We start from the raw sequence: 23,312 nt of genomic DNA on the forward strand, positions 1-23,312 counted from the left end.
GTCGGGTAGCTTCTCGGCACCCTGCAGTCGCGAGAGTGCGATCAGTTCGGTCACCATGTTGCCGAGCCGTTTGGATTCGGCGACGACCTTGCCGCCGAAAACGCCGGAATCTCCGTCACCACCGACCACCCGAGCGGCCTCGAAGTTCTCGGCGACCAAGCGCTGCTGGTGACGGCCCTGGCCAACCTCATTCAGAACGCCATCGCCTACTCCTCGGACGGTGCGCCGGTGTCGGTGAGCCGAGCCCTGCGCGGAGACAACGTGGCGTTCGCCGTCACCGACCGCGGCATCGGCATCGCCAAGGAAGACCAGGAACGCGTCTTCGAAAGATTCTTCCGCGTCGACAAAGCTCGGTCGCGGGCAACCGGTGGCACGGGCCTGGGCCTGGCCATCGCCAAACACGTCGCAGCCAACCACAACGGCAGCATCTCGCTGTGGAGCAAGCTGGGCACCGGATCCACCTTCACCCTCCAGATCCCTGCGTACTTCGAAGAAGAAGACGACGCTTCGGTTACAGAAAGAGAGAATCAGTGACCAACGTTCTGATCGTGGAAGACGAAGAGTCGTTGGCCGATCCATTGGCCTTCCTGCTCCGCAAGGAAGGTTTCGAGGCCACGGTCGTCGGAGACGGACCGTCGGCACTCGCGGAATTCGATCGCGCAGGAGCAGACATCGTGCTGCTCGACCTCATGCTCCCCGGCATGAGCGGAACCGACGTGTGCAAGCAATTGCGTTCGCGCTCAGGCGTTCCCGTGATCATGGTGACCGCACGTGACAGTGAGATCGACAAGGTCGTCGGACTCGAACTCGGTGCCGACGACTACGTCACCAAGCCGTACTCGGCACGCGAACTCATCGCCCGCATCCGCGCAGTGTTGCGGCGCGGCTCCGACGCCGAGGTCGACGGCGGAGTCGATACCGGAGTGCTCGAAGCCGGACCGGTGCGCATGGACGTCGAACGCCACGTGGTGATGGTCGGATCCGAGCAGATCACGTTGCCGCTCAAGGAATTCGATCTGCTCGAATACTTGCTGCGCAACTCCGGTCGAGTGCTGACCCGCGGACAGTTGATCGACCGCGTGTGGGGAGCCGACTACGTGGGCGACACCAAGACCCTCGACGTGCACGTCAAGCGACTGCGCTCGAAGATCGAAGCGGACCCGGCCAAGCCGGAACACCTCGTCACCGTGCGCGGACTGGGCTACAAACTCGAGGGATAGAGCCTGCGGCATGTGAGCGGAAACTCGTAGTGGGCTACGAGGTTTCGCTCACGTGCGGCGCAGCCGCTCTATCGACGCTGCGCCTCACGGGTGGCCGGATGCACCGCGATCAGACCAAGACCGCGGCGGCGCTTGCACAGGGACGCCAATTCCTCGTAGGCGGCCTTGCCGAGCAGCTCGGTCAGTTCGGGCTTGTAGGACTCGAACACCTGCTTCGATCCGACGTGCGCATCGGGCGAGCCCGAGCAGTACCAGTCCAGATCGAGACCGCCTTCGCCCCAGCCGCGTCGGTCGTACTCGCCGATCGTGGTCTTGAGGATCTCGGAGCCGTCCGGCCGCGTCACCCAGTCCTGGGTGCGCCTGATCGGCAGCTGCCAGCACACGTCGGGCTTGACCTCGAGCGGCTCGATGCCCTTGCGCAGCGCCATCGAATGCAGCGCGCACCCGATTCCGCCCTCGAACCCGGGACGGTTCTGGAAGATACAGGCACCCTTGTAGCGCCGCGTCCGCAGCGACTGCTCGTCGTCGAGATCGTCGTATTCGACGTACCCCTTCTTGCCGAGACCCTTGTCCATGAGCTGCCAATCCTGCGGAGTGAGCAACTTCACGGACTCGTCGAGCTTGCGCTTGTCGTCCTCGTCGGACAGGAACGCGCCGTGGGAGCAGCAACCGTCGTCGGGTCGGCCCGCGACGGTTCCCTGACATGCCGGAGTTCCGAACACGCAGGTCCAGTTGGACAACAACCACGTCAGATCCGCAGCGATGAGATGTTCCGAATTGTCGGGGTCGGGAAACTCGACCCATTCTCGCGGGAAATCCATCTCGACCTCTGCAGCGAACGACTGCTGCTCACGACCTGCTGTCACAAACGACGACGGTAGACCCAGTACCGTGGGCATGTGCGAATAGGGGTGCTCGACGCCGGTACGGACGCGGCTCGAGGCGACTCGTAGCGTTCGTAACGCGGATCGTCGTGGCCGACCGTGCAGAATTGGAAGGTGTCAGCGCCGACAGGTCGCCACCACTGGTGGCCGGGGCTCTGGTAGCGGAGGCGAGCATGCGGGCATCGACAACGAAGTCACCCGAGATATGCCCGTGGGCGCTGAAGGAAGGTTTGATGTTGAGGAAGCTGGACCCCGAAACCGACGGCGATCCGGTGGTGAGCTCGAGATGAGCGACACCAACCCGGAGGACACCGGACAGATCTCGGTTGCCGAGCTGCTGGCTCGAAACGGTCAGAAGACGAACCTGAGCGCAGGCGGTCGCCGTCGCCGCGGCGTCAAGGGCGGCATCTCCGTCGCCGAGCTGACCGGTGAGATCCCCGTCGTACGCGACGAGCCCGGCAACCGCAGCGCCCCGGTGGTCGAGTCCCCGGCTCCCGACGCGTCCGAGCCCGAGACGCCCGAGACGCCCGACGTCGCCCCGGCCGCGCCGCAGAGCAGCGATACGGCCGAGGACGATGCACCCGCCGCCGTCTCCTCGCGGCCGCAACCGGCCAAGCCGCAGACCACTCGCCCCACCCCGTTCCAACCGGCAGGCAAGCGCGAGAAGCAGCAGCCCGAGCCTGAACTGCTGTCCGGATCCACGACGGTTGCCGGTGACCTGCTGAACCGCTCACACGACGACACCGAACGGTCCAAGCGCCCGGCTGTGTCCACGGTGCCTGCGTCGGATCGGCTTCCGTACGGATCCACCCCGGCCGAGCAGGGCCGGGCCCGCAAGCCTGTGGGATTCCGAGCCTCGCGGCAGGTCGAGGTGGTCGAGCCGAACACCGACGTCGCTCCGCGTGCCGCGCTCGTCGACGTCGACGACGTGGCCAAGACCGCGGTGTCTCCGCGCATCCGACGCACCGACGATACGACGGCCGAGTCGGCCGACGAGTCGGCGGTCGATACGTCCGCCGCCACCGAGGTCGTCGATCTCGTGAAGCCGGAGATCGACGACGAACCGAAGACCGCGACCGACGTCGAGGCCGACACCGAAACCGCGTCGGACGCGGAGGCCGACAGCGCGACTGCGGCCTCGCGCACCGACCGCCGGGCAGCGGCGGTCAAGGGCAAGGGCGGTGCCGTCCGGCAATGGCTGGTGCTGATCGGTCAGGCAGTGGTGTCGATCGCCGTCGGCGCGCTGCTGTTCAAGGGCTTCGAGCAACTGTGGGACGTGTTGCCGTGGGTCGCTCTGGTGCTGTCGGTGCTGGTCATCGTCGGACTTGTCGCGGTGGTGAGGATTCTGCGACGCACCGACGATCTGATCTCGATCGTCATCGCGATCGCCGTCGGTGTATTCGTCACGCTCGGTCCGCTCGCCTTCCAGCTCAGTACCGGCTGAGTCGGCACACCGATGGGCGCGAAGCGAATTCAGGTAGGACTGTCCACGGCGTCGGTCTACCCGCAGAACACCGAGGCGGCGTTCCGGTATGCGGCGGAGCTCGGGTACGACGGCATCGAGCTGATGGTGTGGGCCGAGTCCGTCAGCCAGGACGTCGACGCGGTGGCCGCGCTCTCGCGGGAGTACTCGATGCCGGTGCAGGCCATCCATGCGCCGTGTCTGCTGATCTCGCAGCGAGTGTGGGGATCCGATCCGGTTGCCAAACTCGCCCGCTCGGTCGAGGCGGCCGAGAAGCTGGACTCGGCGACGGTCGTGGTGCACCCACCGTTCCGGTGGCAACGCAAGTACAGCGACGGCTTTGCCGATCAGGTCGCCGAACTCGAATCGAACTCGCACGTGGTGGTCGCCGTGGAGAACATGTTCCCCATGCGCGCCGATCGCTTCTTCGGGCGCAAGGAGAAATCCGCACAGCGACTCGAACGACGCGGTGGTCCGGGGGCCGCACTGTCGGCGTTCTCGCCGTCCTACGACCCGACCGACGTCGGCCACGGGCACTACACCCTCGACCTCTCGCACACGGCCACCGCGGGCTCGGACGCGCTCGAGATGCTCGACCGGATGGGCGAGGGCATCGCGCACCTGCATCTGGCCGACGGCCGGGGCGCATCGGTGGACGAGCACCTCATCCCCGGCCACGGCAGTCAACCGTGCGTGGAGGTGTGCACCGAACTGGTGCGCCGCGGCTTCGAGGGACAGGCAGTGATCGAGATCAACACACAGAACGCGCGCACGGTCCCCGAGCGTTCCTCGATGCTCGGGCAAGCACTGCAGTTCGCCCGCGCACACCTGTCCTGAGGCCGCCGGTAAGTTGTCGGAAATGAGTTCCGCCAGCCCCTTCACCGCCGCCACCACCCTGACCGCGCTCGAGGTCGCCGCCGACACCGCGTCGTTCGCGGGCGCGATCGACTCCACCTGGACCATCGGTCCGAAGGTGCACGGCGGTGTGATGCTCGCCGTCTGCGCGGCAGCAGCGCGCAAGCACATCGTCACGACCGACCCGGAGCAGGCCGAGATCCAGCCGCTCGCGGTGAGCGTCAGCTACCTGGCCGCTCCCGATCCCGGCGAGGTCGCGCTGACGACGGTGGTACGCAAGCGCGGCCGTCAGGTCTCGCACGTCGACGTCGAACTCACCCAGGCCGGACGCGTTGCCGTGCGGGCGGTGGTGACCCTCGGTCGTCCCGATTCCGAGGAACCCCACCACGAGACGCCGACGTCGCTGGCGTCGATGGCAGCCGAACCGCCGGCGGAGACCCTCGCGGTGGCGGGCGATCATCCGATGGCGTCGATCGTGCACGTCGCCAAGGGCTGCGAGATGCGGATCGACGCGTCGTCGGCGTCGTTCCTGACCGGCCAGCAGGGCGAGGCGGAGATTCGACTGTGGGTGCGTCCATTCGCGGGCGACGAGGCCGACCTCGACACCGCAGTGCTGTTCGCACTGATGACCGGAGACATCTCGGCTCCGGTGACCATGAACCGCGGAATGTTCGGTTGGGCTCCGACCGTGCAGTTGACGACCTACCTGCGACGCCGTCCGGCACCGGGGTGGCTGCGGGTGGCGGCGACCAGCACCGTCATCGGCAGCACCTGGTTCGAGGAGGACCACGTGGTGCTGGATTCGACCGGTGCCGTCGTGGTGCAGAGCAGACAGTTGGCGATGGTGCCGCGCTCGAACTGACATGGCAGGCTTGGTCGTATGACGAGAATTGCAGTGATCGGCGGCGGACGGATCGGTGAGGCGTTGATTGCGGGACTCCTCGAGTCCGGCCACGCAGTGCGCGATCTGGTGGTCGCCGAGAAGTCCGAGGCCCGCGCCAAGGAGATCGCCAAGGAATTCGGAGTACTGACCACCACCGTCGGCGACGCATCCGAGGGAGCCGATGTGATCGTGCTGGCGGTCAAGCCGGCCGACGTCGAAGCGGCACTGACCGAGATCACGAAGATCGAACTCGACGGCGATCGCGAACAACTCATCGTCTCGCTGGCCGCAGGAGTCCCTACCGCCAAGTTCGAGCCCAAGCTCCCCGCCGGCTTCCCGGTCGTTCGGGTCATGCCCAACACCCCGATGCTGGTGGGGGAGGGCGTCAGCGTGTTGGCACCGGGCAAGTACGCCCGCGCGGAGCACCTCGAACTCGTGCGCTCGATCCTCTCGGCCGTCGGCAAGGTGGTCGTGGTCAAGGAGAACCAGCTCGACGCCGTGACGGCCGTGTCCGGCTCCGGGCCGGCCTACTTCTTCCTCGTGGCCGAGGCCATGATCGACGCCGGAGTGGGCCTGGGATTGAGCCGCGACGTGGCGTCGGCGCTCGTGGTTCAGACGATGGTGGGGTCCGGGGCGATGCTCGATCGCTCCGACGAGAGCGCGAGCGAGCTTCGATATGCGGTGACTTCTCCGGGCGGAACGACCGCCGCAGCAGTGCGTGAATTGGAGAGAAAGGGCGTCCGAGCAGCGTTTTTCGATGCCCTCGGTGCCGCAAATGCCCGATCCATTGAGATGGGCATCACAGCAGAATAAAAAATCTTTTCCCCACACCCGTCGCAGTAACCCCATCTGTCCCTATAGGCTCGGGGGCAGCACGTGCGTGTCTGTTCGGCAGGAGGGGAAGCCTGCCGCATGAGACGTGCCGGAGGTATGTGGATTGATGGCGTCTATAAACAAGCCGTCCAAGGGTTCGTCCCCGGACGGTCAACCGGCCCTGGCCGGAACGCAGTTCCTCACGGTCGCCGAAGTGGCGACGCTGATGAGGGTTTCGAAAATGACCGTGTACCGGCTGGTGCACGGCGGAGAATTGCCCGCTGTACGAGTGGGTCGGTCTTTTCGTGTGCACGCCAAGGCGGTCCACGACTATCTCGAGACCTCGTACTTCGACGCAGGCTAGTAGTGCACGTGGGGCCGGTTTCGTAAGTCCTGGTTCACACCGGTAGGATTGGCGCTCGTCGTGCCAGCCAGCCGGTGTGCAGCCGTGGGCGAGTACGTGGCCCCAGCGCCAGCTCGGTGACCAAGGCTTTTGGCTCGAAGCCCTCAGGGCTTGGTTGTCAGGTAGGCGTACGCAAACGGCGTGCGCGAAAACGCTAGAGAAGAACGTGAGGACACCCGCATGGGTTCAGTGATCAAGAAGCGTCGCAAGCGCATGTCGAAGAAGAAGCACCGCAAGTTGCTTCGTCGTACCCGCGTGCAGCGCAGGAAACTCGGCAAATAAGCCTGCCGTCATCTGCTTCATGGGGAAGCCCGTCACCATCGGTGGCGGGCTTCTTCCGTTCGGAGAACGGGCTTTGCTTCTCACCCGCGCCGAGCCCGGTCGATCCAGTAGGCTTTGCAGCGGAACCGACGTTGGGGGTGCGCAGTGAGTCCGAGCGATCGTGGATCGTCTGCGCCCCGAGTGGTCCTCGTGACCGGAGCGAGCCGATTCCTCGGCGGCTACCTCGTCACCAGACTGGCCCAGAATCCGAACATCGAGCGCGTCATCGCCGTCGATGCGGTCTCGCCGAGCAAGGATCTGTTGCGCCGCATGGGACGCGCGGAATTCGTCCGCGCCGACATTCGTAATCCGTTGATCGGCAAAGTGATTCGCAATGCCGGCGTCGACACCGTCGTGCACGCCGCCACCGTCGCCAAACCCCCGAAATCCGGCGGCCGCGCCACGATGAAAGACCTCAACGTCATCGGCGCGATGCAGCTGTTCGCGGTCTGCCAGAAGTCACCGACCGTCGAGAGGGTGGTACTGCGTTCGTCGTCCTCGGTGTACGGCTGCAGCGCGAAGGACCCGGTGAAATTCACCGAGGAGATGAGTGCTCGACGCCCCCCGAGCGGTGGGTACGCGCGGGACTCGATCGACATCGAGGGATACGTTCGCGGTCTCGGGCGTCGACGGCCGGACATCGCGGTGTCGATCCTGCGCATGGCGCCGCTGATCGGTCCACGACTGAACGGCACCATCTCGCGCTACATGACCTCGCCGCTGATTCCCAGCATCGTCGGTCGCGACGCACGCATGCAGTTGCTGCACGAGGAAGACGCTCTGGCTGCGCTCGAGCGCGCGACTCTCGGTGGGTCGGCGGGCACGTTCAACATCGGAGCCGACGGCACGATCATGCTGTCCCAGGCGATTCGCCGAGCCGGCCGCGTTCAGGTGCCGGTGCCGTTTCCGCTGTTCAAGAGCGTCGGCCGCGCACTGATGGGCGGCATGATGCGCGAGTTCACCACCGAGCAACTCGACTACTTCCACTTCGGCTGCGGACTGGACACCACCCGCATGCGGTCCGTCCTTGGCTTCGAGCCGCGGTGGACTACGGTTCAGGCATTCGACGACTTCGTCCGAGGCGCAGCGCTGCGGCCTGTCATCAGAACCGAATGGGTGGACAGCGTCGAAGATCGACTGGTCTCGGCCGTAGAGACAGGCGCGTCCACGGCGCGGGCGCTGGCGGCACTGCGTAGTTCGGGAGCGGTGCGTGGTTCGGGAGCGGTGCGTAGTTCGGGAGGGGACAGGTGAGCGAAGTGGCCAAAGTGATTCCATTGCACGGCGGCACGTCCGGCCGCTCGGCGCGAGCGGCTGCGGGCTCGCGTGAACGCCACCCCTCCGCCTACGCCGATCCTCGCGAGCCGACGCCGTTGTCGGCCCCAGCTCCTGCCGACGCGTCGGCAGTGACGCCCTCGCTCCCCACTCCGTTGCTGTCGATGATCGACGACACCAAGTCCACGATCGTCGACCAGATCTCCTCGGTGGCCGAGTTCGTTCGCAGGCGGCTGGCCGGTGACTACAGTGTCGACGAGTTCGGTTACGACCCGCACTTCGCCGACGCGGTCTGGCTTCCGTTGCTGCGGCCGTTGTTCGACAAGTGGTTCCGCGTCGAGGTCAAGGGCATCGAGAACATTCCGTCCGACGGCGGCGCGCTCGTCGTCGCCAACCATGCGGGCGTCGTGCCCGTCGATGCGCTGATGGCGTCGGTCGCCGTACGCGATCACCACCCGGCGCACCGCCCTCTGCGAATGTTGGCCGCCGACATGGCATTCGAGATGCCCGGCGTCGGCACGATCGCGCGCAAGGCCGGGCACACGCTCGCGTGCAACCCCGACGCCGAACGACTGCTGCGTACCGGCGAGGTCGCCGCCGTGTTCCCGGAAGGGTTCAAGGGCATCGGCAAACCGTTCAGCGAGCGCTACAAGTTGCAGCGATTCGGTCGCGGCGGATTCGTCTCGGCTGCTCTGCGGACGGGTGTGCCGATCATCCCGTGCTCCATCGTCGGCTCGGAAGAGATCTACCCCAAGATCGGCGACATCGCACCATTGGCCCGGTTGATGGGCGTCCCCTACTTTCCGGTGACGCCGTTCTTCCCGCACCTCGGCCCGCTGGGTCTGATCCCGTTGCCGTCCAAGTGGTACATCGAATTCGGCAAGCCGATCCCCACCGACGGGTACGACTCCACCGCATTCGAGGACCCGATGGTGCTGTTCGAGTTGACCGACCACGTGCGCGAAACCATTCAGCACACGCTCTATCGACTGCTTGCCAAGAGGCGCAACGTCTTCCTGGGTTAGACGCTCGGGTTATCGTGTGGCAGTGCATATTCGCGACACTTCCGCTGCCGATCTACCCGAGATTCTCGACATCCACAACGATGCGGTCGCCAACACCACCGCCATCTGGGACGAAGAACAGGTCGATCTCGCCGATCGCACAGCCTGGTTCGAGGGCAGGATCGCCGCGGGATACCCGGTACTCACCGCGGAGGTCGACGGCCGGGTGGCCGGGTACGCGTCGTACGGGCAGTGGCGGGTCAAGAGCGGCTACCGACACTCGGTGGAACACTCGGTGTACATCCATCGAGACTTCTACCGTCGCGGGCTGGCCAGTGCGCTACTGAGCGAGTTGATCGAGCGAGCGAAAGCGAGCGACATTCACGTGTTGGTGGGGTTCATCGAGTCCGAGAACACCACGTCGATCGCTCTGCACGAGAAGTTCGGGTTCGCCACCGTCGGACAGATGCCGCAGGTGGGCGTCAAGTTCGGTCGGTGGTTGGACCTGACGCTGATGCAGCTCACTCTCTGATCACCCGCGGTCGGACGATCAGGCCTTGCGTCGGCCGATCACCGCAGCCAGTCCGCCGCCCACCGCGCCCAACGCCAACGCCGTGGGCACACCGATCTTGGCGGCCTTGCGTCCGGTGCGGTAGTCGCGGATCTCCCAACCCCGGTTCTTGGCCAGCTCACGCAGATCGGTATCGGGGTTGATCGCCACGGCGGTGCCGACCAGCGAGAGCATCGGCACGTCGTTGTGGCTGTCCGAATACGCGGTGCAGCGCTTGAGATTGAGACCCTCACGCACCGCCAGCGAGCGCACCGCGTGCGCCTTGCCGATGCCGTGCAGGATGTCGCCGACGAGACGGCCGGTGAACACTCCGTCCTTGCTTTCGGCGACGGTTCCGAGCGCGCCGGTCAGGCCGAGACGCTTGGCGATGATCTGGGCCAGTTCGAGGGGAGTGGCCGTCACCAGCCAGACCTGCTGACCGGCGTCGAGGTGCATCTGCGCCAGAGCCCGGGTGCCGGCCCAGATCTTGTCGGCGATCATCTCGTCGTAGATCTCCTCGCCGAGCCGGGTCAGCTCCGAGGTGGGACGGCCGGTGATGAACGAGAGCGCCTTCTCTCGTCCGCTGGCCACATCCTCGCTGTTCTCCTTGCCGCTGACCCTGAATTTGACCTGCTGCCAAGCGAATTGGGCCAGATCGCCGCTGGTGAAGTATTTCCGGGCGGCCAACCCGCGAGCGAAGTGAATGATCGACGCGCCCTGCACCATCGTGTTGTCCACGTCGAAGAAGGCCGCAGCAGTCAGATCCCGGGGAACGGCCCCCTCGGACTCGATCTGCAACGCCAGCGCGGCATCGGCACTGGCCTGGCCCGCAACGTTGGCGCGAACCTCGGCATCGCTCGGACCGAACGGATTGCGAATTCTGCGGATGCGGCGCTTGAACTGCTTGTCCTCGCGCGGATCGTTCGTATCGACCATGTCGATATCGGGCGTGTTCTCGATCGGCAGGTCTGTTCCCCCGTCACTCACTTCTGTCCACCTCCCAGTCGAGTCGCTCGCCGCAAGCCTAGTCGGGGTTGTCCGGACGACAGGCGAAGGGCAGCACTCCACCCCTGTCGGTCGGCCCCACGTGGGACCGGGGACTGTGACCTTCGTCTCCGTTACGGCCGTGTCACAGTGGAGGCATGCAGACGACCCCCACCGGCGTGGCTCTTCTCACCCGTGCAGGCTGCCATTCCTGCACTCACGCGCTCGAGGTCCTGAACGAGGTGTGCCGCGAATTCGACGTGGCAGTGACCGTCGTCGACGTCGACGAGGCGGCAGCGGAATCGCCTGACCTGCGTGCGGAGTACGGGGATCGAGTGCCCGTGGTGCTGCTCGACGGCATCGAACACAGTTACTGGGAGGTAGACGTGCCGCGGTTGCGGGCCGATCTGACCCGGGCAGGGCACCCTAAGAACGTGTGATTGCTCTCGCGTGTGCAGGTGAGGGCCGGTGTGCGCAACTTTGTTCATTCGTTCACAAGCAGTTACCGTGGTGTGAACAGCGTCCGTGAAATAGACACGAACGCAGGATCAGCGTGAAGATCGGCCGTCGTTGCCGTTCGGACGAGGAGCCCCAGACGTGACCGAAGAGCGCCCGTCGCCCAGCGGCGTAGAGCGGGTCATCCCTCAGGCTACGGTCACCCGTCTGGCGACGTACCTGCGGGTCCTCTCGATCCTCGCAGACGAGGGCGTTCTGATCGTCTCCAGTGAAGAACTGGCCACCGCAGCAGGCGTCGGATCGGCGAAACTGCGCAAGGACCTCTCCTTCCTCGGCCCCAACGGCGTCCGCGGAGTCGGCTACGACGTGGCCCGCCTGCGCGCCAAGATCGACAGCGCACTCGGACTGGACCGCGGCCACCGCGTCGTCCTCGCCGGAGTCGGCAACCTCGGGCAGGCGCTGGCGGGCTACGGCGGATTCGCTCGACGCGGCTTCACGATGGTCGGCCTCTTCGACAGCGACCCGGCGCGAGTGGGCACCGACGTCGACGGACTCACCGTCCGGCACGTCGACGAACTCGTCGTCGCCTGCCGCGAACTGGAAGCGACCATCGGCGTCATCGCCACCCCCGACGAGGCCGTGCGCAGCGTCGCCGAGAAGCTCGTCTCCGGTGGCGTCGAATGCATCCTGAGCTTCTCACCCATGGTTCTCGACGTCCCCGAGCACGTCGAGGTGCGACGCGTCGACCTGGCCGTGGAGATGCAGGTGCTCTCCTTCAACAGCTCCCGCAACGTCTCCGGACCTGCCGATATCGCCGGTCCGGCCATCGTCACCGCGCCCCGACCGCAGCCGGTCTCGCCGCCCCCGCTCACGTCCACGGCACGTCTCGGCCGCAGTCACGGCCCGCGCATCGCCGGCAACCCAAGCCCAGTCAACAGTTCGACAAGAAACGGATCGGTGATTGCACCGTGAGTGTCCTTCTCGTCGGGATTTCGCACCGTAGCGCTCCCGTCGCAGTCCTCGAGCGTGTCGCCATCACGGACACCGATCGCCCGAAACTGACCGACAAGTTGATGGCCAGCGGAAGCATTTCCGAGGTCATGGTGGTATCCACGTGCAATCGCGTCGAGATCTACGCCGTCGTGGACGCGTTCCACGGCGCGCTGACCGCCGTCGGCGAAGTTCTCGGTGAGCACTCCGGTCTCGAGGTCGCGGACCTCACCAAGCACGCCTACGTCCGCTACAGCGAGGCCGCCGTCGAGCACCTCTTCGCCGTGGCCAGTGGCCTCGACTCGATGGTCATCGGCGAGCAGCAGATCCTCGGCCAGATCCGCTCGGCGTACGCCGCCTCGGACGGGCAGCAGGCATCGGGCCGGGTGATGCACGAACTGGCTCAGCAGGCCCTGCGCGTGGGCAAGCGCGTGCACAGCGAAACCGGAATCGACGCCGCCGGAGCCTCGGTGGTCTCGGTCGCCCTCGACCGCGCTGCGGACCTGTTCGGCGGTTCCCTCGCCGGCCGCAAGGCCGTCGTCCTCGGAGCCGGTGCGATGGGCGGACTCGCCGTCGCGCACCTGGGCCGCGCCGGAATCGGCAGCCTGACCGTCGTCAACCGCACCCGCGAGCGAGCCGACCACCTGGCCGAGAACGCCGTTTCCAACGGCATCACGGCAACCTCGGTCGCGCTCGAGAACCTGGCCGACGCCGTCGCCGAGGCCGACATCCTCCTCACCTGTACCGGAGCGGTGGGGGCCGTGGTCTCCATCGCCGACGCCCACCTCGCTCTCGCCCGCCGCGGCTCCGATCGACCGTTGGTGATCTGCGACCTCGGTCTGCCGCGCGACGTCGACGCCGCGGTGTCGGGTCTGCCGGGCATCACCGTCTTCGACATGGAGTCCCTGCAGCGTGATCCTGCTGCCGGTGCCGCGGCGAACGACGCGTCCGCGGCCCGCGAGATCGTCTCGAGCGAACTCTCGGGATACCTTGCCGGACAACGACTTGCCGAGGTCACCCCCACTGTCACGGCACTGCGTCAGCGTGCCGCCGAGGTGGTCGAGGGAGAGCTGCTGCGGCTGGAATCGCGGCTGCCCGGACTCGACTCGCCGCAGCGCGACGAGGTGGCCCGCACCGTGCGCCGCGTCGTCGACAAGCTGCTGCATTCGCCCACCGTGCGGGTCAAGCAACTCGCCAGCACGCCGGGCGGGGATTCCTACGCCGCTGCGCTGCGTGAGTTGTTCGAGCTGAGCCCCGGCTCGGTCGACGCGGTTGCCATGCCGATGGAGATCGGCTCGCTGGAGCTGGTCGACGATTTCACCGCCAGCCGTACCGATCTGCGCTCGGACTCCTACCCCAGCGATGCCACCGGTCAGGAGCGTGCCGAATGACCGGCATCGTCAAGATCGGCACTCGCGGAAGCCTTCTCGCGACCACCCAGGCCGACACCGTTCGGGTGGCCCTCGCGGCAGCCGGAGTCGAGGCGGAACTGGTGATCGTCAAGACCGCGGGCGACCTCTCTGCTGCGCCCGTACAGACGATCGGCGTCGGTGTCTTCACCGCGGCGCTGCGTGAGGCGCTGGCCGACGGCACTGTCGACATCGCCGTGCACTCGTACAAGGATCTACCGACTGCGGCCGACGACCGGTTCACCATCGCCGCCATACCCGCTCGCGAGGACCCTCGCGACGCCCTGGTCGCCCGGGACGGACTGGTACTCGGTGAACTGCCCGCCGACGCGAAGGTCGGCACGTCCGCGCCCCGCCGGATCGCTCAATTGCGTGCTCTCGGACAGGGATTGAACGTTCTGCCGCTGCGCGGCAACCTCGACACCAGGATCGGCAAGGTCGCGTCGGGTGAGCTCGACGCCGTCATCGTCGCCCGCGCCGGCCTGTCCCGTATCGGCAGGTTGGATGTCGTCACCGAAGCGCTCGACCCGGTGCAATTGCTTCCGGCACCCGCCCAGGGCGCGCTGGCAGTCGAATGTCGCGTCGAGGACACCGATCTCGTGACCGCGATCGCCACCCTCGACGACGCGCACTCACGCGCCGCCGTGGCGGCCGAACGTGGGTTGCTCGCCGAACTCGAAGCCGGCTGCACCGCTCCGGTCGGCGCGATCGCAGAGGTCGTCGAATCCATCGACGAGGACGGCCGCATCTTCGACGAACTGTCGTTGCGGGGCTGCGTCGCCGCCATCGACGGCAGCGACACCATCCGCGCGTCGATCGTCGGATCACCCGACCGAGCCGAGGAGCTGGGCCGAGAACTGGCCCGCGAACTGCTCGATCTCGGTGCGCGCGAACTCGTTTCAGTCACCGAACCAGCACAGGCCGGTTCTCAGGTACAGGGTGGATCTCATGTCTAGGGCCATAACGGCACCCGTCCGCGGACGCGCCAAACGCAAGGCGACTCGTCCGGTGGTGCGAAGAGAGTCGATCGCCACCGCTCGACTGATTCCGAAACGGGGCACCGCAACCCCGATAGAACTGCAGTACCCACACAAGACAGCACTGGAGAACAACCGATGAGCCCAGTCCGCAAGAACACCAACGGACGGATCCTGTTCGTGGGATCCGGGCCGGGTGACCCGGCTCTGCTCACGGTCCGGGCACGGGAAGTGCTCGGAGCGGCCGAGCTCGCGTTCACCGACCCCGACGTCGACAAGGGTGTCACCGCCCTCGTCGGTGCCGACGTTCCGCGTGACCCGGAGACGGGTGAGAACGGTGTCGAGGTTCGTCCGGCACTCGGCGAACCGGCCGAGGTCGCCAAAACCCTTCTCGCCGAGGCCAAGAACGGCCACGACGTGGTTCGCCTGGTCTCCGGTGATCCGCTCACGACCGACTCGGTGATCGCCGAGGTCAGCGCCGTCGCTCGCACGCACGTGCCGTTCGAGGTGCTCCCCGGCCTGCCGTCGGGATCGGCCGTCCCCAGCTACGCAGGCATGGCACTCGGCTCGGGTCACACCGAGGCCGACGTCCGCGGCGAGGTCGACTGGGCAGCACTCGCAGCTGCTCCTGGCCCGCTCGTGCTGCATGCCACGTCGGGTCACCTGGCCGAAACCGCCAGTGCCCTCGTCGAACACGGCCTCGCGCCGCAGACGCCCGCGGCCATCACCGTCCGCGGCACCACCCGTCAGCAGCGCACCGTCGAGGCCACCCTCGCCACCCTCAACGACGCCGGATCCGAGCTCGTCGGATCACTCGTCGTCACCGTGGGCAAGGTCGTCTCGGGCCGAAACAAGATGTCCTGGTGGGAATCTCGCGCCCTGTACGGCTGGACCGTGCTGGTGCCGCGTACCAAGGATCAGGCCGGGGAGATGAGCGATCGCCTCGTCACCCACGGAGCCATCCCCATCGAGGTCCCGACCATCGCCGTCGAGCCCCCGCGCAGCCCGGCCCAGATGGAACGCTCCGTCAAGGGCCTGGTCGACGGCCGCTACCAGTGGGTCGTCTTCACCTCCACCAACGCCGTGCGCGCCGTGTGGGAGAAGTTCGAGGAGTTCGGTCTGGACGCTCGCGCGTTCTCCGGCGTCAAGATCGCCTGTGTCGGTGAGGCAACCGCGGCGAAGGTGCGCTCGTTCGGCATCAACCCCGAGCTCGTGCCCTCCGGTGAGCAGAGCTCGCTCGGACTGCTCGAGGACTTCCCGCCGTACGACGAGGTCTTCGACCCGGTCAACCGAGTTCTGTTGCCCCGCGCCGACATCGCCACCGAGACTCTCGCCGAGGGCCTGCGCGAACGGGGCTGGGAGATCGACGACGTCACCGCGTACCGCACCGTCCGGGCAGCACCGCCCCCCGCCGAGACCCGCGAGATGATCAAGACCGGCGGCTTCGACGCAGTGTGCTTCACGTCGAGTTCCACCGTCCGGAACCTGGTCGGCATCGCCGGAAAGCCACACGCCCGCACGCTCGTTGCGTGCATCGGACCCAAGACCGCCGAGACGGCCGTCGAATTCGGTCTGCGCGTGGACGTGCAGCCCGAGTCGGCTCAGGTCGGACCGTTGGTCGAGGCACTCGCCGAGCACGCGGCTCGCCTGCGCGCCGAGGGTGCGTTGCCCCCGCCGCGAAAGAAGTCACGTCGGCGCTAGGTCCCACCAGAAGAGCCGAATAGCACCCGGTCCGTAAGGAGTTCGCTTGTTCCCCACCGACCGTCCCCGACGCCTGCGCCGTACCCCGGCACTGCGTCGACTCGTGGCCGAGACCTCGCTCGAGCCACGGCATCTGGTGCTGCCGATGTTCGTGGCCGACGGCATCGGTGAGCCTCGGGCGATCAGCTCGATGCCCGGGGTCTATCAGCACACGCTGGATTCGCTGAGCGCTGCAGCCGAAGAGGCCGTCGCGGCCGGCGTCGGCGGCGTCATGCTGTTCGGGGTGCCGAGGCCCGAGGACAAGGACGAGACCGGCTCGGGTGCAACCGACCCGGACGGGATTCTCAATCGGGGTCTGGCGCGGCTGAAGGCCGACCTCGGGGATTCGACCGTCATCATGGCCGATACCTGCCTGGACGAGTTCACCTCCCACGGGCACTGCGGAGTCCTGGGGGAGAACGGTTCGATCGACAACGACGCCACCCTGCTGCGGTACGTCGACATGGCCGTCGCGCAGGCGGAGTCCGGTGCGCACCTGCTCGGACCCAGCGGAATGATGGACGGGCAGGTCGGTGCCATCCGCGCCGGACTCGACGCAGCCGGACACGTCGAGGTCGGTCAGCTGGCGTACTCGGCGAAGTACGCCTCGGCGTTCTACGGGCCGTTCCGCGAAGCCGTCGGCTCGTCGCTGCAGGGCGATCGCCGCACGTACCAGCAGGACGCGGCCAACCGTCGTGAGGCCACCCACGAAGTAGAGCTCGATCTCGCCGAGGGTGCCGACATGGTGATGGTCAAGCCGGCCATGTCGTATCTCGATATTCTTCGCGACGTCGCCGAGATGTCACCGGTTCCGGTTGCGGCGTACCAGATCTCCGGGGAATATGCCATGATCACCGCCGCCGCTCAGAACGGCTGGATCGACCGCGACGCAGCGGTACTGGAATCGCTCGTCGGCATCCGGCGCGCCGGTGCCGATGTCGTACTGACCTATTGGGCTACCGAAGTGGCGGGCTGGTTGTGAACGAATATCCTCCGAACAACAACCCGGACGGCAACCCCGACAGCAACACCCCGGGTAACCCACCGCCGCAGCCGGATTGGCAGCGCTGGGAGATGGAGCACGGGTTCCCGCAGCCAGGACCGGAGCTGGAGCCGACCCCGCGTCCGGCCCCCGTCGACGTCGAGACCGCTCGCCACCTGTGGTGGGGAGTGGCGCTGATCGGAGCGCTCTCGGCACTGTTATCGGTGTGGACGCTGTTCGGGGCGCGCGAGGAATTTGCGCAGTCCTTGCTCGACGACCTCGCAGCGCAGGACGCGGCCGCCGACATGACGGTGGAGTCCACGCAGTCGATGGTGACGGTGATGCTCGTCGTCACGGTGTTCGTCGTACTGGGATTCGGGGCCTTGTTCCTGTTCTGGGTGAAGCGAATGCGAGCGGGCAAGATGTGGGCGCGCATGCTGCTCACCGTCATCGGATCGTTCACAGTGTTCACCACGATCCTGGAACTGTTCTCCATCGCGTCGAGCGCGGGCGCGATGAACATCGTGATGAGTGTGCTCGGCATCGGCCAGGGAGTGCTGGCCGCCGGGGCGATCTACCTGATGCACCGTCGGGAATCCAACGAATACTTCGTCGCCGCTTCGGGACAGCGGTAGTTTTCAGAACTCGATAGTTTCGGGCGTGTTCGCGGCCCCCACCCCGCTGTGTGACTAGCATCACTCTCGATATCTTCTCGAGTGATCGGAATCGACATGGCAGACAACAACCCTGCAGCAGCGAGCATGGCGCAGCCGACCGCAGTACCGGCCGTCGACCGCGAGGCCTGTCCCGCCGAGAGCGGACGCCCCGGCTGGGCCCTGTTGGGGCTGCTGCTCGCCGTCTCGGCCGCCATCGCAATCATGGCGCTGGGAATCTCTGCAGGCTGAGCGCGTCGCGTCGGCGAGAATCTCTGCCGGCCGAACGCACGGATCGCCCGCGGTGGCAGGATGTCTGGCGTGAGCGCAGACACCGACGCACCGACCGCCCGGCCCCGAGTGGTATCCGCCGCCTACTGGCTGTGGTTGGCCTCGGCAGTGCTGCTGATCGTCGTGTGCATGATCGCCCTGACGCTCCCCGCCGACCAGATCCGTGCGTCGTTCACCACCGGCGGTGCGACGGACGAGCAGATCGATTCCTTCCTGACGGTGTTCCGCGGACTCGGGGTCATCTTCGGAGTGGTCGGCTTGGCCGTCGGTCTGATGTCGGGCCCCGTCCGCGCCGGAGACCGCAGGTTCCGACGCGCCCTGGTGGCACTGTCCGGAGCCGTCGCGCTGCTGCTGACTTTCGCCGCGCTGGTGTTTCCGTTCGTGCTGCTGGTGATCACCGTTGCGCTGGTGGTCGCAGCCGTTCTGGTCTATCGGCCGTCGGCGCGGGAGTGGTTCGTCCGTGAGCAGTGAGATGAACAGCGAGATGAACAGTGACATGAACAGCGAGACTCCCATCGACGAGCTCGTGCTCTTCCACGAGCCCGGTGGTCGGTGGCGCATGCTGGCGTGGGGGCCGGTGTTCTGCCTGGTGGTACTCGCAGTCGAACTCGCATCGGGACCGGTGATCCACTGGTTCGCACTCGCACTGTTCTCGTTGATCCTCGTCGGTCTCACGTACGTCCAGCTGCGCGCCGCGCGGATGCACGTGAGCGTCGAACTCACCACGCGTCGGCTGCGGCAGGGGACCGAGACCGTCGATCTGGACGAGATCGACGACATACTGCCGCCGGCGGAGTACGCCGACGGTGACTACGAACCGAAGAAGTGGGAGACCGCGCGGGTACTCGGCGAGCTGTCGGGTGTGCCGCGCAAGCGTCACGGCATCGGGCTGCGGCTGGTGGGCGGTGGGCTGGTGCAGGCCTGGGCGAAGGACGACGACGGGCTGCGTGCGGCTCTCGAAACGGCGAAGCGGGAGTACCTGTGAGGAAGTCCCTCGGGTGGGCGGAGCTGGGGCTGGCTCTGCTCGCGGTGATCGGAGCTGTGGCGTGCTGGAATGCGGGCGTGCGCACCACCGAGTTTCCCGCGGTTGCCGACGTGTCCCCGGCATATTCGGGGACGTTCTACTCGGGGTCCTGGATCGCGCTGGCCGCTCTGGTCGTCACGGTGGCCGCACTGTTGATGGTCGACGGCGTCCGTCGGGTCCTCTCGGGACGTGCACCCCATACCGGGTAGGGGTATGGTGGGCGTTATGAGCAGCTACAGCGCCGAGCAGGACGATCTGCTGAAGCGATTGCGCCGAATCGAGGGCCAAGTGGCCGGCATTTCGCGAATGGTCGCAGACGACCGCTATTGCATCGATGTCCTCACCCAGGTGTCTGCGGTGACCAAGGCGCTGCAGTCGGTCTCGTTGAAGCTGCTCGACGCCCACCTCGCAGGATGCGTCGTGGAGGCCGCGAAACACGGCGGACCCGAGGCGGACGCGAAAGTGAAAGAGGCCTCGGAGGCCATCGCGCGCCTGGTTCGCTCCTGACGGAAGAGGGGAAATTCAGATGCAGACGACGTATTCGGTCGAGGGCATGACGTGCGGGCATTGCGCCGCGTCGGTGAGAGAAGAAGTATCGGAGATCGCAGGAGTCACCGGCGTCGACGTCGATGTGGATTCCGGGGCAGTCGTGGTGAGCAGCGATTCGGCGCTCGATGACGCGACGGTGGACGCAGCGGTCGTCGAAGCCGGGTATCGACTGGTGTCCTGACTCGACTGCGATCCGTCGGTGGTTCGGAAGTCGCGAAAACGGTGATACCGGAGAAATGAGACTTACCGAACATCGTGAGGAGAGCTCGTGAAGAAACCGGTCACCGGCGCAGCGGTCATTGCCATGAGTGTGGCCCTGGTAGCGGCCTGCTCGACGGACACCACCGAACAGGGCAGTAGTGCAGAGCCGACCGAGTCGTCCGCGACCTCGTCGTCGCAGGGCTCCGATTCCGACTCTGCTCCCTCCCCGGCCGCGCCTGCCGGGCCGCTGCCGAACCTGTCGGTCACCACCGTGCTCGACGGCCTCGACAAGCCTTGGGACGTGGTGGTTGCTCCCGATGGCACGGTGCTGACCGGAGAGCGCTCCGGTCGGTTCGTCATCCGCGACTCCGCAGGAGTCCAGCGTGAACTGAACGCGGATCTCGGTGATCTCTACGCCGCCGGTGAGACCGGGCTCATGGGTATCGCACTGGCGGTGGATTTCGAGTCCTCTCGAACCGTGTTCACCTGCCAGGGGCGCGAGGGTAGCGGCGAGAACAGCATTGCCGTCGTGTCGTGGACCGTCGATCCGCAGTGGACTGCCCTGACGAGAACCGGCACTGTCGTCGACGACATTCCGGTCGCCGACGGCGGGCGGCACGGAGGCTGCCGAATCTTGGCCCACCCCGACGGCACTCTGTACATCGGCACCGGCGACAACGCGAACCCGACTTTTCCTCAGGATCGGAACTCGCTGGGCGGCAAGGTGTTACACGTCAACGCCGATGGCACCGCCGCAGCCGACGCGCCGGATCGCATCTTCACTCTCGGTCACCGCAATGTGCAGGGACTGGCGATCCGTCCCGGCACCGATCAGATCTTCGAGGTCGAGCAGGGGACGAGCCGGGACGACGAGCTGAACCTGTTGGTGCCGGGCGGAAACTACGGCTACAGCCCCGATCGACGCCCGTCGGTCTACGACGAATCGGTCCCCATGACCGATCCCGATCGGGTTCCCGGTGCCCTGCCTGCAGTGTGGAGTTCGGGTGATCCGACCATCGCCACCCCCGACGTCACGTTCACCGACGGTGAGCAGTGGGGCTCCTGGAACGGTGCCGCGGTGATCTCGAGTCAGCAGGGACAGAAGCTCGTCTTCCTGGCCTTGTCGGAGGACGGAACCGAGTACGTCGCCGAGGCGGAGGCACTGGACGGCACCTACGGCAGGTTGCGTTCGCTCACCCCCTTCGGAGGCGACGGCGGCTTCCTGCTCACCACCGACAACGGATCCGACGATCAGGTTCTGCTCGTCACGCCCGAGGTCGGCTGAACCACGGGCAACGAATTGCGTCGTGAGTCGGCGAGCATCCCCTCGACTGTGTTTAAAATCATGTGATATCGGTCATATCGGACCGGTCGCGGATCGTCGTCAGGAGTGTGGATGAACAAGCTGGTGTCCAGTTCCGGAGTACTCGCCGCCAGCGTCTTCCTGACGCTCGCGGCTACGACCACCGCGACGGCACAGGCCGATCCGCTACCCGGCCTGACGGTCACCACGGTGATCGACGGACTCGCGAAGCCGTGGGACGCGGTGGTCGCGCCCGACGGAACGGTGCTGACCGGGGAGCGCTCCGGCCGGTTCGTGATCCGCGCCGTCGACGGGACCATCCGCGAGCTCGCCGCCGATCTCGACGACCTCTACGCGTCCGGCGAGACGGGCCTCATGGGCATCGCACTCGCGACGGATTTCGCCGCGTCCAGAACCATCTACACCTGCCAGGGCGTACAGAGCTCCGCAGGCGGAACCGGTAGCGCCGGAACAGGAAGTGCCGGCGGCGGCAGCGACAACCACATCGCCGTCCTGTCGTGGACCGTCGATCCGGAGTGGACCGCACTGACGCGCACCGGCACCCTCGTCGACGACATTCCCGTCGCCGACGGCGGTCGCCACGGCGGCTGCAGAATTCTGGCCCACCCCGACGGCACCCTGTACGTCGGCACCGGAGACACGGCGTCGCCGACGGTTCCGCAGGATCGGAACTCGTTGGGCGGCAAGGTTCTACATATCAACGCCGACGGTTCTCCGGCCGCGGGATCACCGGATCGCATCTTCACTCTGGGGCATCGAAACGTGCAGGGCTTGGCGATTCGTCCCGGCACGGATCAGATCTACGAGGTGGAGCAGGGCACCTCCCGAGACGACGAGCTGAACCTGCTGGTGCCCGGCGGCAACTACGGATACCGCCCCGATCGACTTCCGTTCATCTACGACGAGTCGGTACCGATGACCGATCCCACCCGCGTGCCCGGAGCACTCGCCGCGGTGTGGAGCTCGGGTAGCCCCGCCATCGCCACGCCCGGGCTGACCTTCGCGGACGGCGCGAGTTGGGGTTCCTGGAACGGGGCCGCAGTGATATCGAGTCAGCAGGAAGAGAAGCTCGTGTTTCTCAAGCTGTCCGAGGACGGCACAGAATTCGTCGACGAGGCCGACGCCCTGGTGGGTACCTACGGACGACTGCGCTCACTCACCAGCTTCGGCGGCGCCGGCGCATTCCTGCTGACCACCGACAACGGATCGGACGACAAAGTTCTGCTCGTCACCCCCGCTGCCGACTGATGTGCGGCCCCGAGGTCGTCGAGACGGTCAACCGCAGAATCGGACGTAGGGCACTGTTCGGGTCGTTGGGGGCCGCCGCGTTGACCGTTGCGACGGCCGGAGCGGTGCGCGCCGAACCCGTTGTGGCGTCGGCGATACCAGCGGGCCGACTCGTGGACCTGACCCACACCCTGAGCCCGACGTTCCCGGTGTGGCCGGGCAGCGAACCGTTCTCGATGCGGCCGGTCGCCGCCTACGAGCTGGGCGGGTTCCTGGTGAACAAGCTCTCGTACTGGGAGCACACGGGCACGCACATCGACGCCCCGGCACACCGCGTTCGCGGCGGCGCGACGGCCGACATCCTGCCCCTCGAAGATCTGATCGCTCCGCTCGTCGTACTGGACATCTCGGCCAGGTCCGCATCGGATCCAGAAGCTGTGGTGACGACCGAGGACATCGCGCAGTGGGAGCGCGAGCACGGTCGAATACCCGATTGCGCATTGGTGGCGATGCACAGCCGATGGCAGAACAGGCTTGCCGAGCGTGCTGCCCCCGTCTTCGGCGCAGACGCGGCACAGATGCTGGTGCGCGAGCGCAACGTCGTCGGGATCGGCGTCGACACTCTGAGCCTCGACCGCATGAACGACCGCGAATACCCGGCTCACACAGCAGTTCTCGGGGCAGGCCGATACGGAGTCGAGGCACTGGCGAATCTGGACGCGGTGCCCCCGGCAGGGGCGACGGTCGTTGTCGGCGCACCGAAGCACGCGGGCGCGACCGGCGGTCCCTGCCGGGTCTTCGCGATAGTTCCCGGCTGACCCGGGTTTCCGGCTGAACC

29 protein-coding genes and 1 pseudogene are annotated in these 23,312 nt (G+C 66.6%); 28 read left to right on the forward strand and 2 right to left on the reverse strand.

The genetic code is table 11. The annotated features are described in order from the left end of the window. Positions 1 to 87 precede the first annotated feature (87 nt). Positions 88 to 534 (forward strand): annotated as a pseudogene (locus tag CH256_RS20765) (sensor histidine kinase); the annotation flags it as partial. Continuing rightward, positions 531 to 1,220, forward strand: a complete 690-nt coding sequence (locus CH256_RS20770) for a response regulator transcription factor (RefSeq protein WP_032380369.1) — start codon at positions 531 to 533, stop codon at positions 1,218 to 1,220. The pseudogene CH256_RS20765 and the gene CH256_RS20770, both read left to right, overlap by 4 nt. A gap of 68 nt (positions 1,221 to 1,288) precedes the next feature. Here CH256_RS20770 and CH256_RS20775 read toward each other — a convergent pair whose 3' ends face one another. Beyond that, the gene (locus CH256_RS20775; RefSeq protein WP_179272174.1) at positions 1,289 to 2,041 is read right to left on the reverse strand and encodes a hypothetical protein; all 753 of its coding nucleotides are present in this window, start codon (positions 2,039 to 2,041) and stop codon (positions 1,289 to 1,291) included. 38 nt (positions 2,042 to 2,079) lie between these two features. On the opposite strand from CH256_RS20775, the gene CH256_RS20780 reads away from it, so the two are divergent. The 10 genes from CH256_RS20780 to CH256_RS20825 all read left to right on the forward strand — a co-directional run bounded on the left by CH256_RS20780 (position 2,080) and on the right by CH256_RS20825 (position 9,649). Continuing rightward, complete coding sequence (locus CH256_RS20780; protein WP_373454855.1) at positions 2,080 to 2,394, forward strand: Ppx/GppA phosphatase family protein; 315 nt, start codon at positions 2,080 to 2,082, stop codon at positions 2,392 to 2,394. Next, entirely contained in the window at positions 2,391 to 3,548 is a 1,158-nt protein-coding gene (locus CH256_RS20785; RefSeq protein WP_068046493.1) for a hypothetical protein, read from the forward strand. Before CH256_RS20780 ends, CH256_RS20785 begins: the two co-directional genes overlap by 4 nt. A gap of 12 nt (positions 3,549 to 3,560) precedes the next feature. Beyond that, positions 3,561 to 4,403, forward strand: coding sequence for a sugar phosphate isomerase/epimerase family protein (locus CH256_RS20790; RefSeq protein WP_094641063.1), 843 nt, complete (start codon positions 3,561 to 3,563; stop codon positions 4,401 to 4,403). A gap of 22 nt (positions 4,404 to 4,425) precedes the next feature. Then, complete coding sequence (locus CH256_RS20795) at positions 4,426 to 5,283, forward strand: thioesterase family protein (protein ID WP_094641064.1); 858 nt, start codon at positions 4,426 to 4,428, stop codon at positions 5,281 to 5,283. A gap of 18 nt (positions 5,284 to 5,301) precedes the next feature. After that, positions 5,302 to 6,117: a pyrroline-5-carboxylate reductase gene (proC, locus tag CH256_RS20800; protein WP_068282380.1), complete on the forward strand. Its 816-nt coding sequence runs from the start codon at positions 5,302 to 5,304 to the stop codon at positions 6,115 to 6,117. A 127-nt stretch (positions 6,118 to 6,244) separates the two neighbouring features. Continuing rightward, positions 6,245 to 6,481 carry a helix-turn-helix domain-containing protein gene (locus CH256_RS20805; protein WP_008713658.1) on the forward strand — a complete coding sequence of 79 codons (237 nt, stop codon included), beginning with the start codon at positions 6,245 to 6,247 and terminating at the stop codon, positions 6,479 to 6,481. Between the two features lie 219 nt (positions 6,482 to 6,700). After that, the gene (locus tag CH256_RS20810) at positions 6,701 to 6,802 is read left to right on the forward strand and encodes a 30S ribosomal protein bS22 (protein ID WP_003402602.1); all 102 of its coding nucleotides are present in this window, start codon (positions 6,701 to 6,703) and stop codon (positions 6,800 to 6,802) included. A 144-nt stretch (positions 6,803 to 6,946) separates the two neighbouring features. Beyond that, complete coding sequence (locus CH256_RS20815; RefSeq protein ID WP_256989502.1) at positions 6,947 to 8,092, forward strand: NAD-dependent epimerase/dehydratase family protein; 1,146 nt, start codon at positions 6,947 to 6,949, stop codon at positions 8,090 to 8,092. Continuing rightward, on the forward strand, positions 8,089 to 9,138 hold the full coding sequence (locus CH256_RS20820; RefSeq protein ID WP_094670491.1) for a lysophospholipid acyltransferase family protein: 1,050 nt from the start codon (positions 8,089 to 8,091) through the stop codon (positions 9,136 to 9,138). Before CH256_RS20815 ends, CH256_RS20820 begins: the two co-directional genes overlap by 4 nt. A gap of 22 nt (positions 9,139 to 9,160) precedes the next feature. Beyond that, entirely contained in the window at positions 9,161 to 9,649 is a 489-nt protein-coding gene (locus tag CH256_RS20825) for a GNAT family N-acetyltransferase (RefSeq protein ID WP_094641470.1), read from the forward strand. Between the two features lie 18 nt (positions 9,650 to 9,667). Here CH256_RS20825 and CH256_RS20830 read toward each other — a convergent pair whose 3' ends face one another. Beyond that, the gene (locus tag CH256_RS20830) at positions 9,668 to 10,603 is read right to left on the reverse strand and encodes an HAD family hydrolase (protein WP_068046474.1); all 936 of its coding nucleotides are present in this window, start codon (positions 10,601 to 10,603) and stop codon (positions 9,668 to 9,670) included. Positions 10,604 to 10,809: 206 nt separating this feature from the next. On the opposite strand from CH256_RS20830, the gene CH256_RS20835 reads away from it, so the two are divergent. From CH256_RS20835 to CH256_RS20910, 16 genes are all read left to right on the forward strand, one after another. Next, complete coding sequence (locus CH256_RS20835) at positions 10,810 to 11,091, forward strand: glutaredoxin family protein (RefSeq protein WP_068046471.1); 282 nt, start codon at positions 10,810 to 10,812, stop codon at positions 11,089 to 11,091. Positions 11,092 to 11,248: 157 nt separating this feature from the next. Further along, a complete protein-coding gene (locus CH256_RS20840) occupies positions 11,249 to 12,079 on the forward strand; it encodes a redox-sensing transcriptional repressor Rex (protein ID WP_094641069.1) in 831 nt (276 codons plus the stop codon). Further along, on the forward strand, positions 12,076 to 13,488 hold the full coding sequence (locus tag CH256_RS20845) for a glutamyl-tRNA reductase (RefSeq protein ID WP_094670492.1): 1,413 nt from the start codon (positions 12,076 to 12,078) through the stop codon (positions 13,486 to 13,488). The genes CH256_RS20840 and CH256_RS20845 overlap by 4 nt, the downstream gene beginning before the upstream one ends. Next, positions 13,485 to 14,462, forward strand: a complete 978-nt coding sequence (hemC, locus tag CH256_RS20850; protein WP_094670493.1) for a hydroxymethylbilane synthase — start codon at positions 13,485 to 13,487, stop codon at positions 14,460 to 14,462. Before CH256_RS20845 ends, hemC begins: the two co-directional genes overlap by 4 nt. 159 nt (positions 14,463 to 14,621) lie before the next feature. Beyond that, a complete protein-coding gene (locus CH256_RS20855) occupies positions 14,622 to 16,184 on the forward strand; it encodes a uroporphyrinogen-III synthase (protein ID WP_068046447.1) in 1,563 nt (520 codons plus the stop codon). A gap of 46 nt (positions 16,185 to 16,230) precedes the next feature. Then, complete coding sequence (gene hemB / locus CH256_RS20860; RefSeq protein WP_094670494.1) at positions 16,231 to 17,205, forward strand: porphobilinogen synthase; 975 nt, start codon at positions 16,231 to 16,233, stop codon at positions 17,203 to 17,205. Continuing rightward, on the forward strand, positions 17,202 to 17,840 hold the full coding sequence (locus tag CH256_RS20865; protein WP_094670495.1) for a hypothetical protein: 639 nt from the start codon (positions 17,202 to 17,204) through the stop codon (positions 17,838 to 17,840). The genes hemB and CH256_RS20865 overlap by 4 nt, the downstream gene beginning before the upstream one ends. 96 nt (positions 17,841 to 17,936) lie before the next feature. Continuing rightward, positions 17,937 to 18,110 (forward strand): hypothetical protein, encoded by a 174-nt coding sequence (locus tag CH256_RS28195; protein ID WP_156516049.1) that lies wholly within the window; start codon positions 17,937 to 17,939, stop codon positions 18,108 to 18,110. 69 nt (positions 18,111 to 18,179) lie between these two features. Next, on the forward strand, positions 18,180 to 18,620 hold the full coding sequence (locus CH256_RS20875; protein WP_094670496.1) for a hypothetical protein: 441 nt from the start codon (positions 18,180 to 18,182) through the stop codon (positions 18,618 to 18,620). A gap of 25 nt (positions 18,621 to 18,645) precedes the next feature. Beyond that, positions 18,646 to 19,134: a hypothetical protein gene (locus CH256_RS20880; protein ID WP_094670501.1), complete on the forward strand. Its 489-nt coding sequence runs from the start codon at positions 18,646 to 18,648 to the stop codon at positions 19,132 to 19,134. Next, the gene (locus CH256_RS20885) at positions 19,131 to 19,382 is read left to right on the forward strand and encodes a hypothetical protein (protein ID WP_068046434.1); all 252 of its coding nucleotides are present in this window, start codon (positions 19,131 to 19,133) and stop codon (positions 19,380 to 19,382) included. Before CH256_RS20880 ends, CH256_RS20885 begins: the two co-directional genes overlap by 4 nt. Positions 19,383 to 19,398: 16 nt before the next feature. Then, a complete protein-coding gene (locus tag CH256_RS20890; RefSeq protein WP_032393890.1) occupies positions 19,399 to 19,680 on the forward strand; it encodes a metal-sensitive transcriptional regulator in 282 nt (93 codons plus the stop codon). 19 nt (positions 19,681 to 19,699) lie between these two features. Continuing rightward, complete coding sequence (locus CH256_RS20895; RefSeq protein ID WP_068046431.1) at positions 19,700 to 19,903, forward strand: heavy-metal-associated domain-containing protein; 204 nt, start codon at positions 19,700 to 19,702, stop codon at positions 19,901 to 19,903. Positions 19,904 to 19,990: 87 nt separating this feature from the next. Then, positions 19,991 to 21,208: a PQQ-dependent sugar dehydrogenase gene (locus CH256_RS20900; RefSeq protein WP_256989503.1), complete on the forward strand. Its 1,218-nt coding sequence runs from the start codon at positions 19,991 to 19,993 to the stop codon at positions 21,206 to 21,208. A gap of 111 nt (positions 21,209 to 21,319) precedes the next feature. Further along, positions 21,320 to 22,495 carry a PQQ-dependent sugar dehydrogenase gene (locus CH256_RS20905; RefSeq protein ID WP_094641075.1) on the forward strand — a complete coding sequence of 392 codons (1,176 nt, stop codon included), beginning with the start codon at positions 21,320 to 21,322 and terminating at the stop codon, positions 22,493 to 22,495. Beyond that, entirely contained in the window at positions 22,495 to 23,292 is a 798-nt protein-coding gene (locus CH256_RS20910; RefSeq protein WP_094670497.1) for a cyclase family protein, read from the forward strand. The genes CH256_RS20905 and CH256_RS20910 overlap by 1 nt, the downstream gene beginning before the upstream one ends. The last annotated feature ends 20 nt before the right edge of the window (positions 23,293 to 23,312 follow it).

Origin of the sequence: Rhodococcus sp. 05-2254-6, assembly GCF_002258565.1 — a bacterium.
In the GTDB taxonomy this organism is placed as follows: domain Bacteria; phylum Actinomycetota; class Actinomycetes; order Mycobacteriales; family Mycobacteriaceae; genus Rhodococcoides.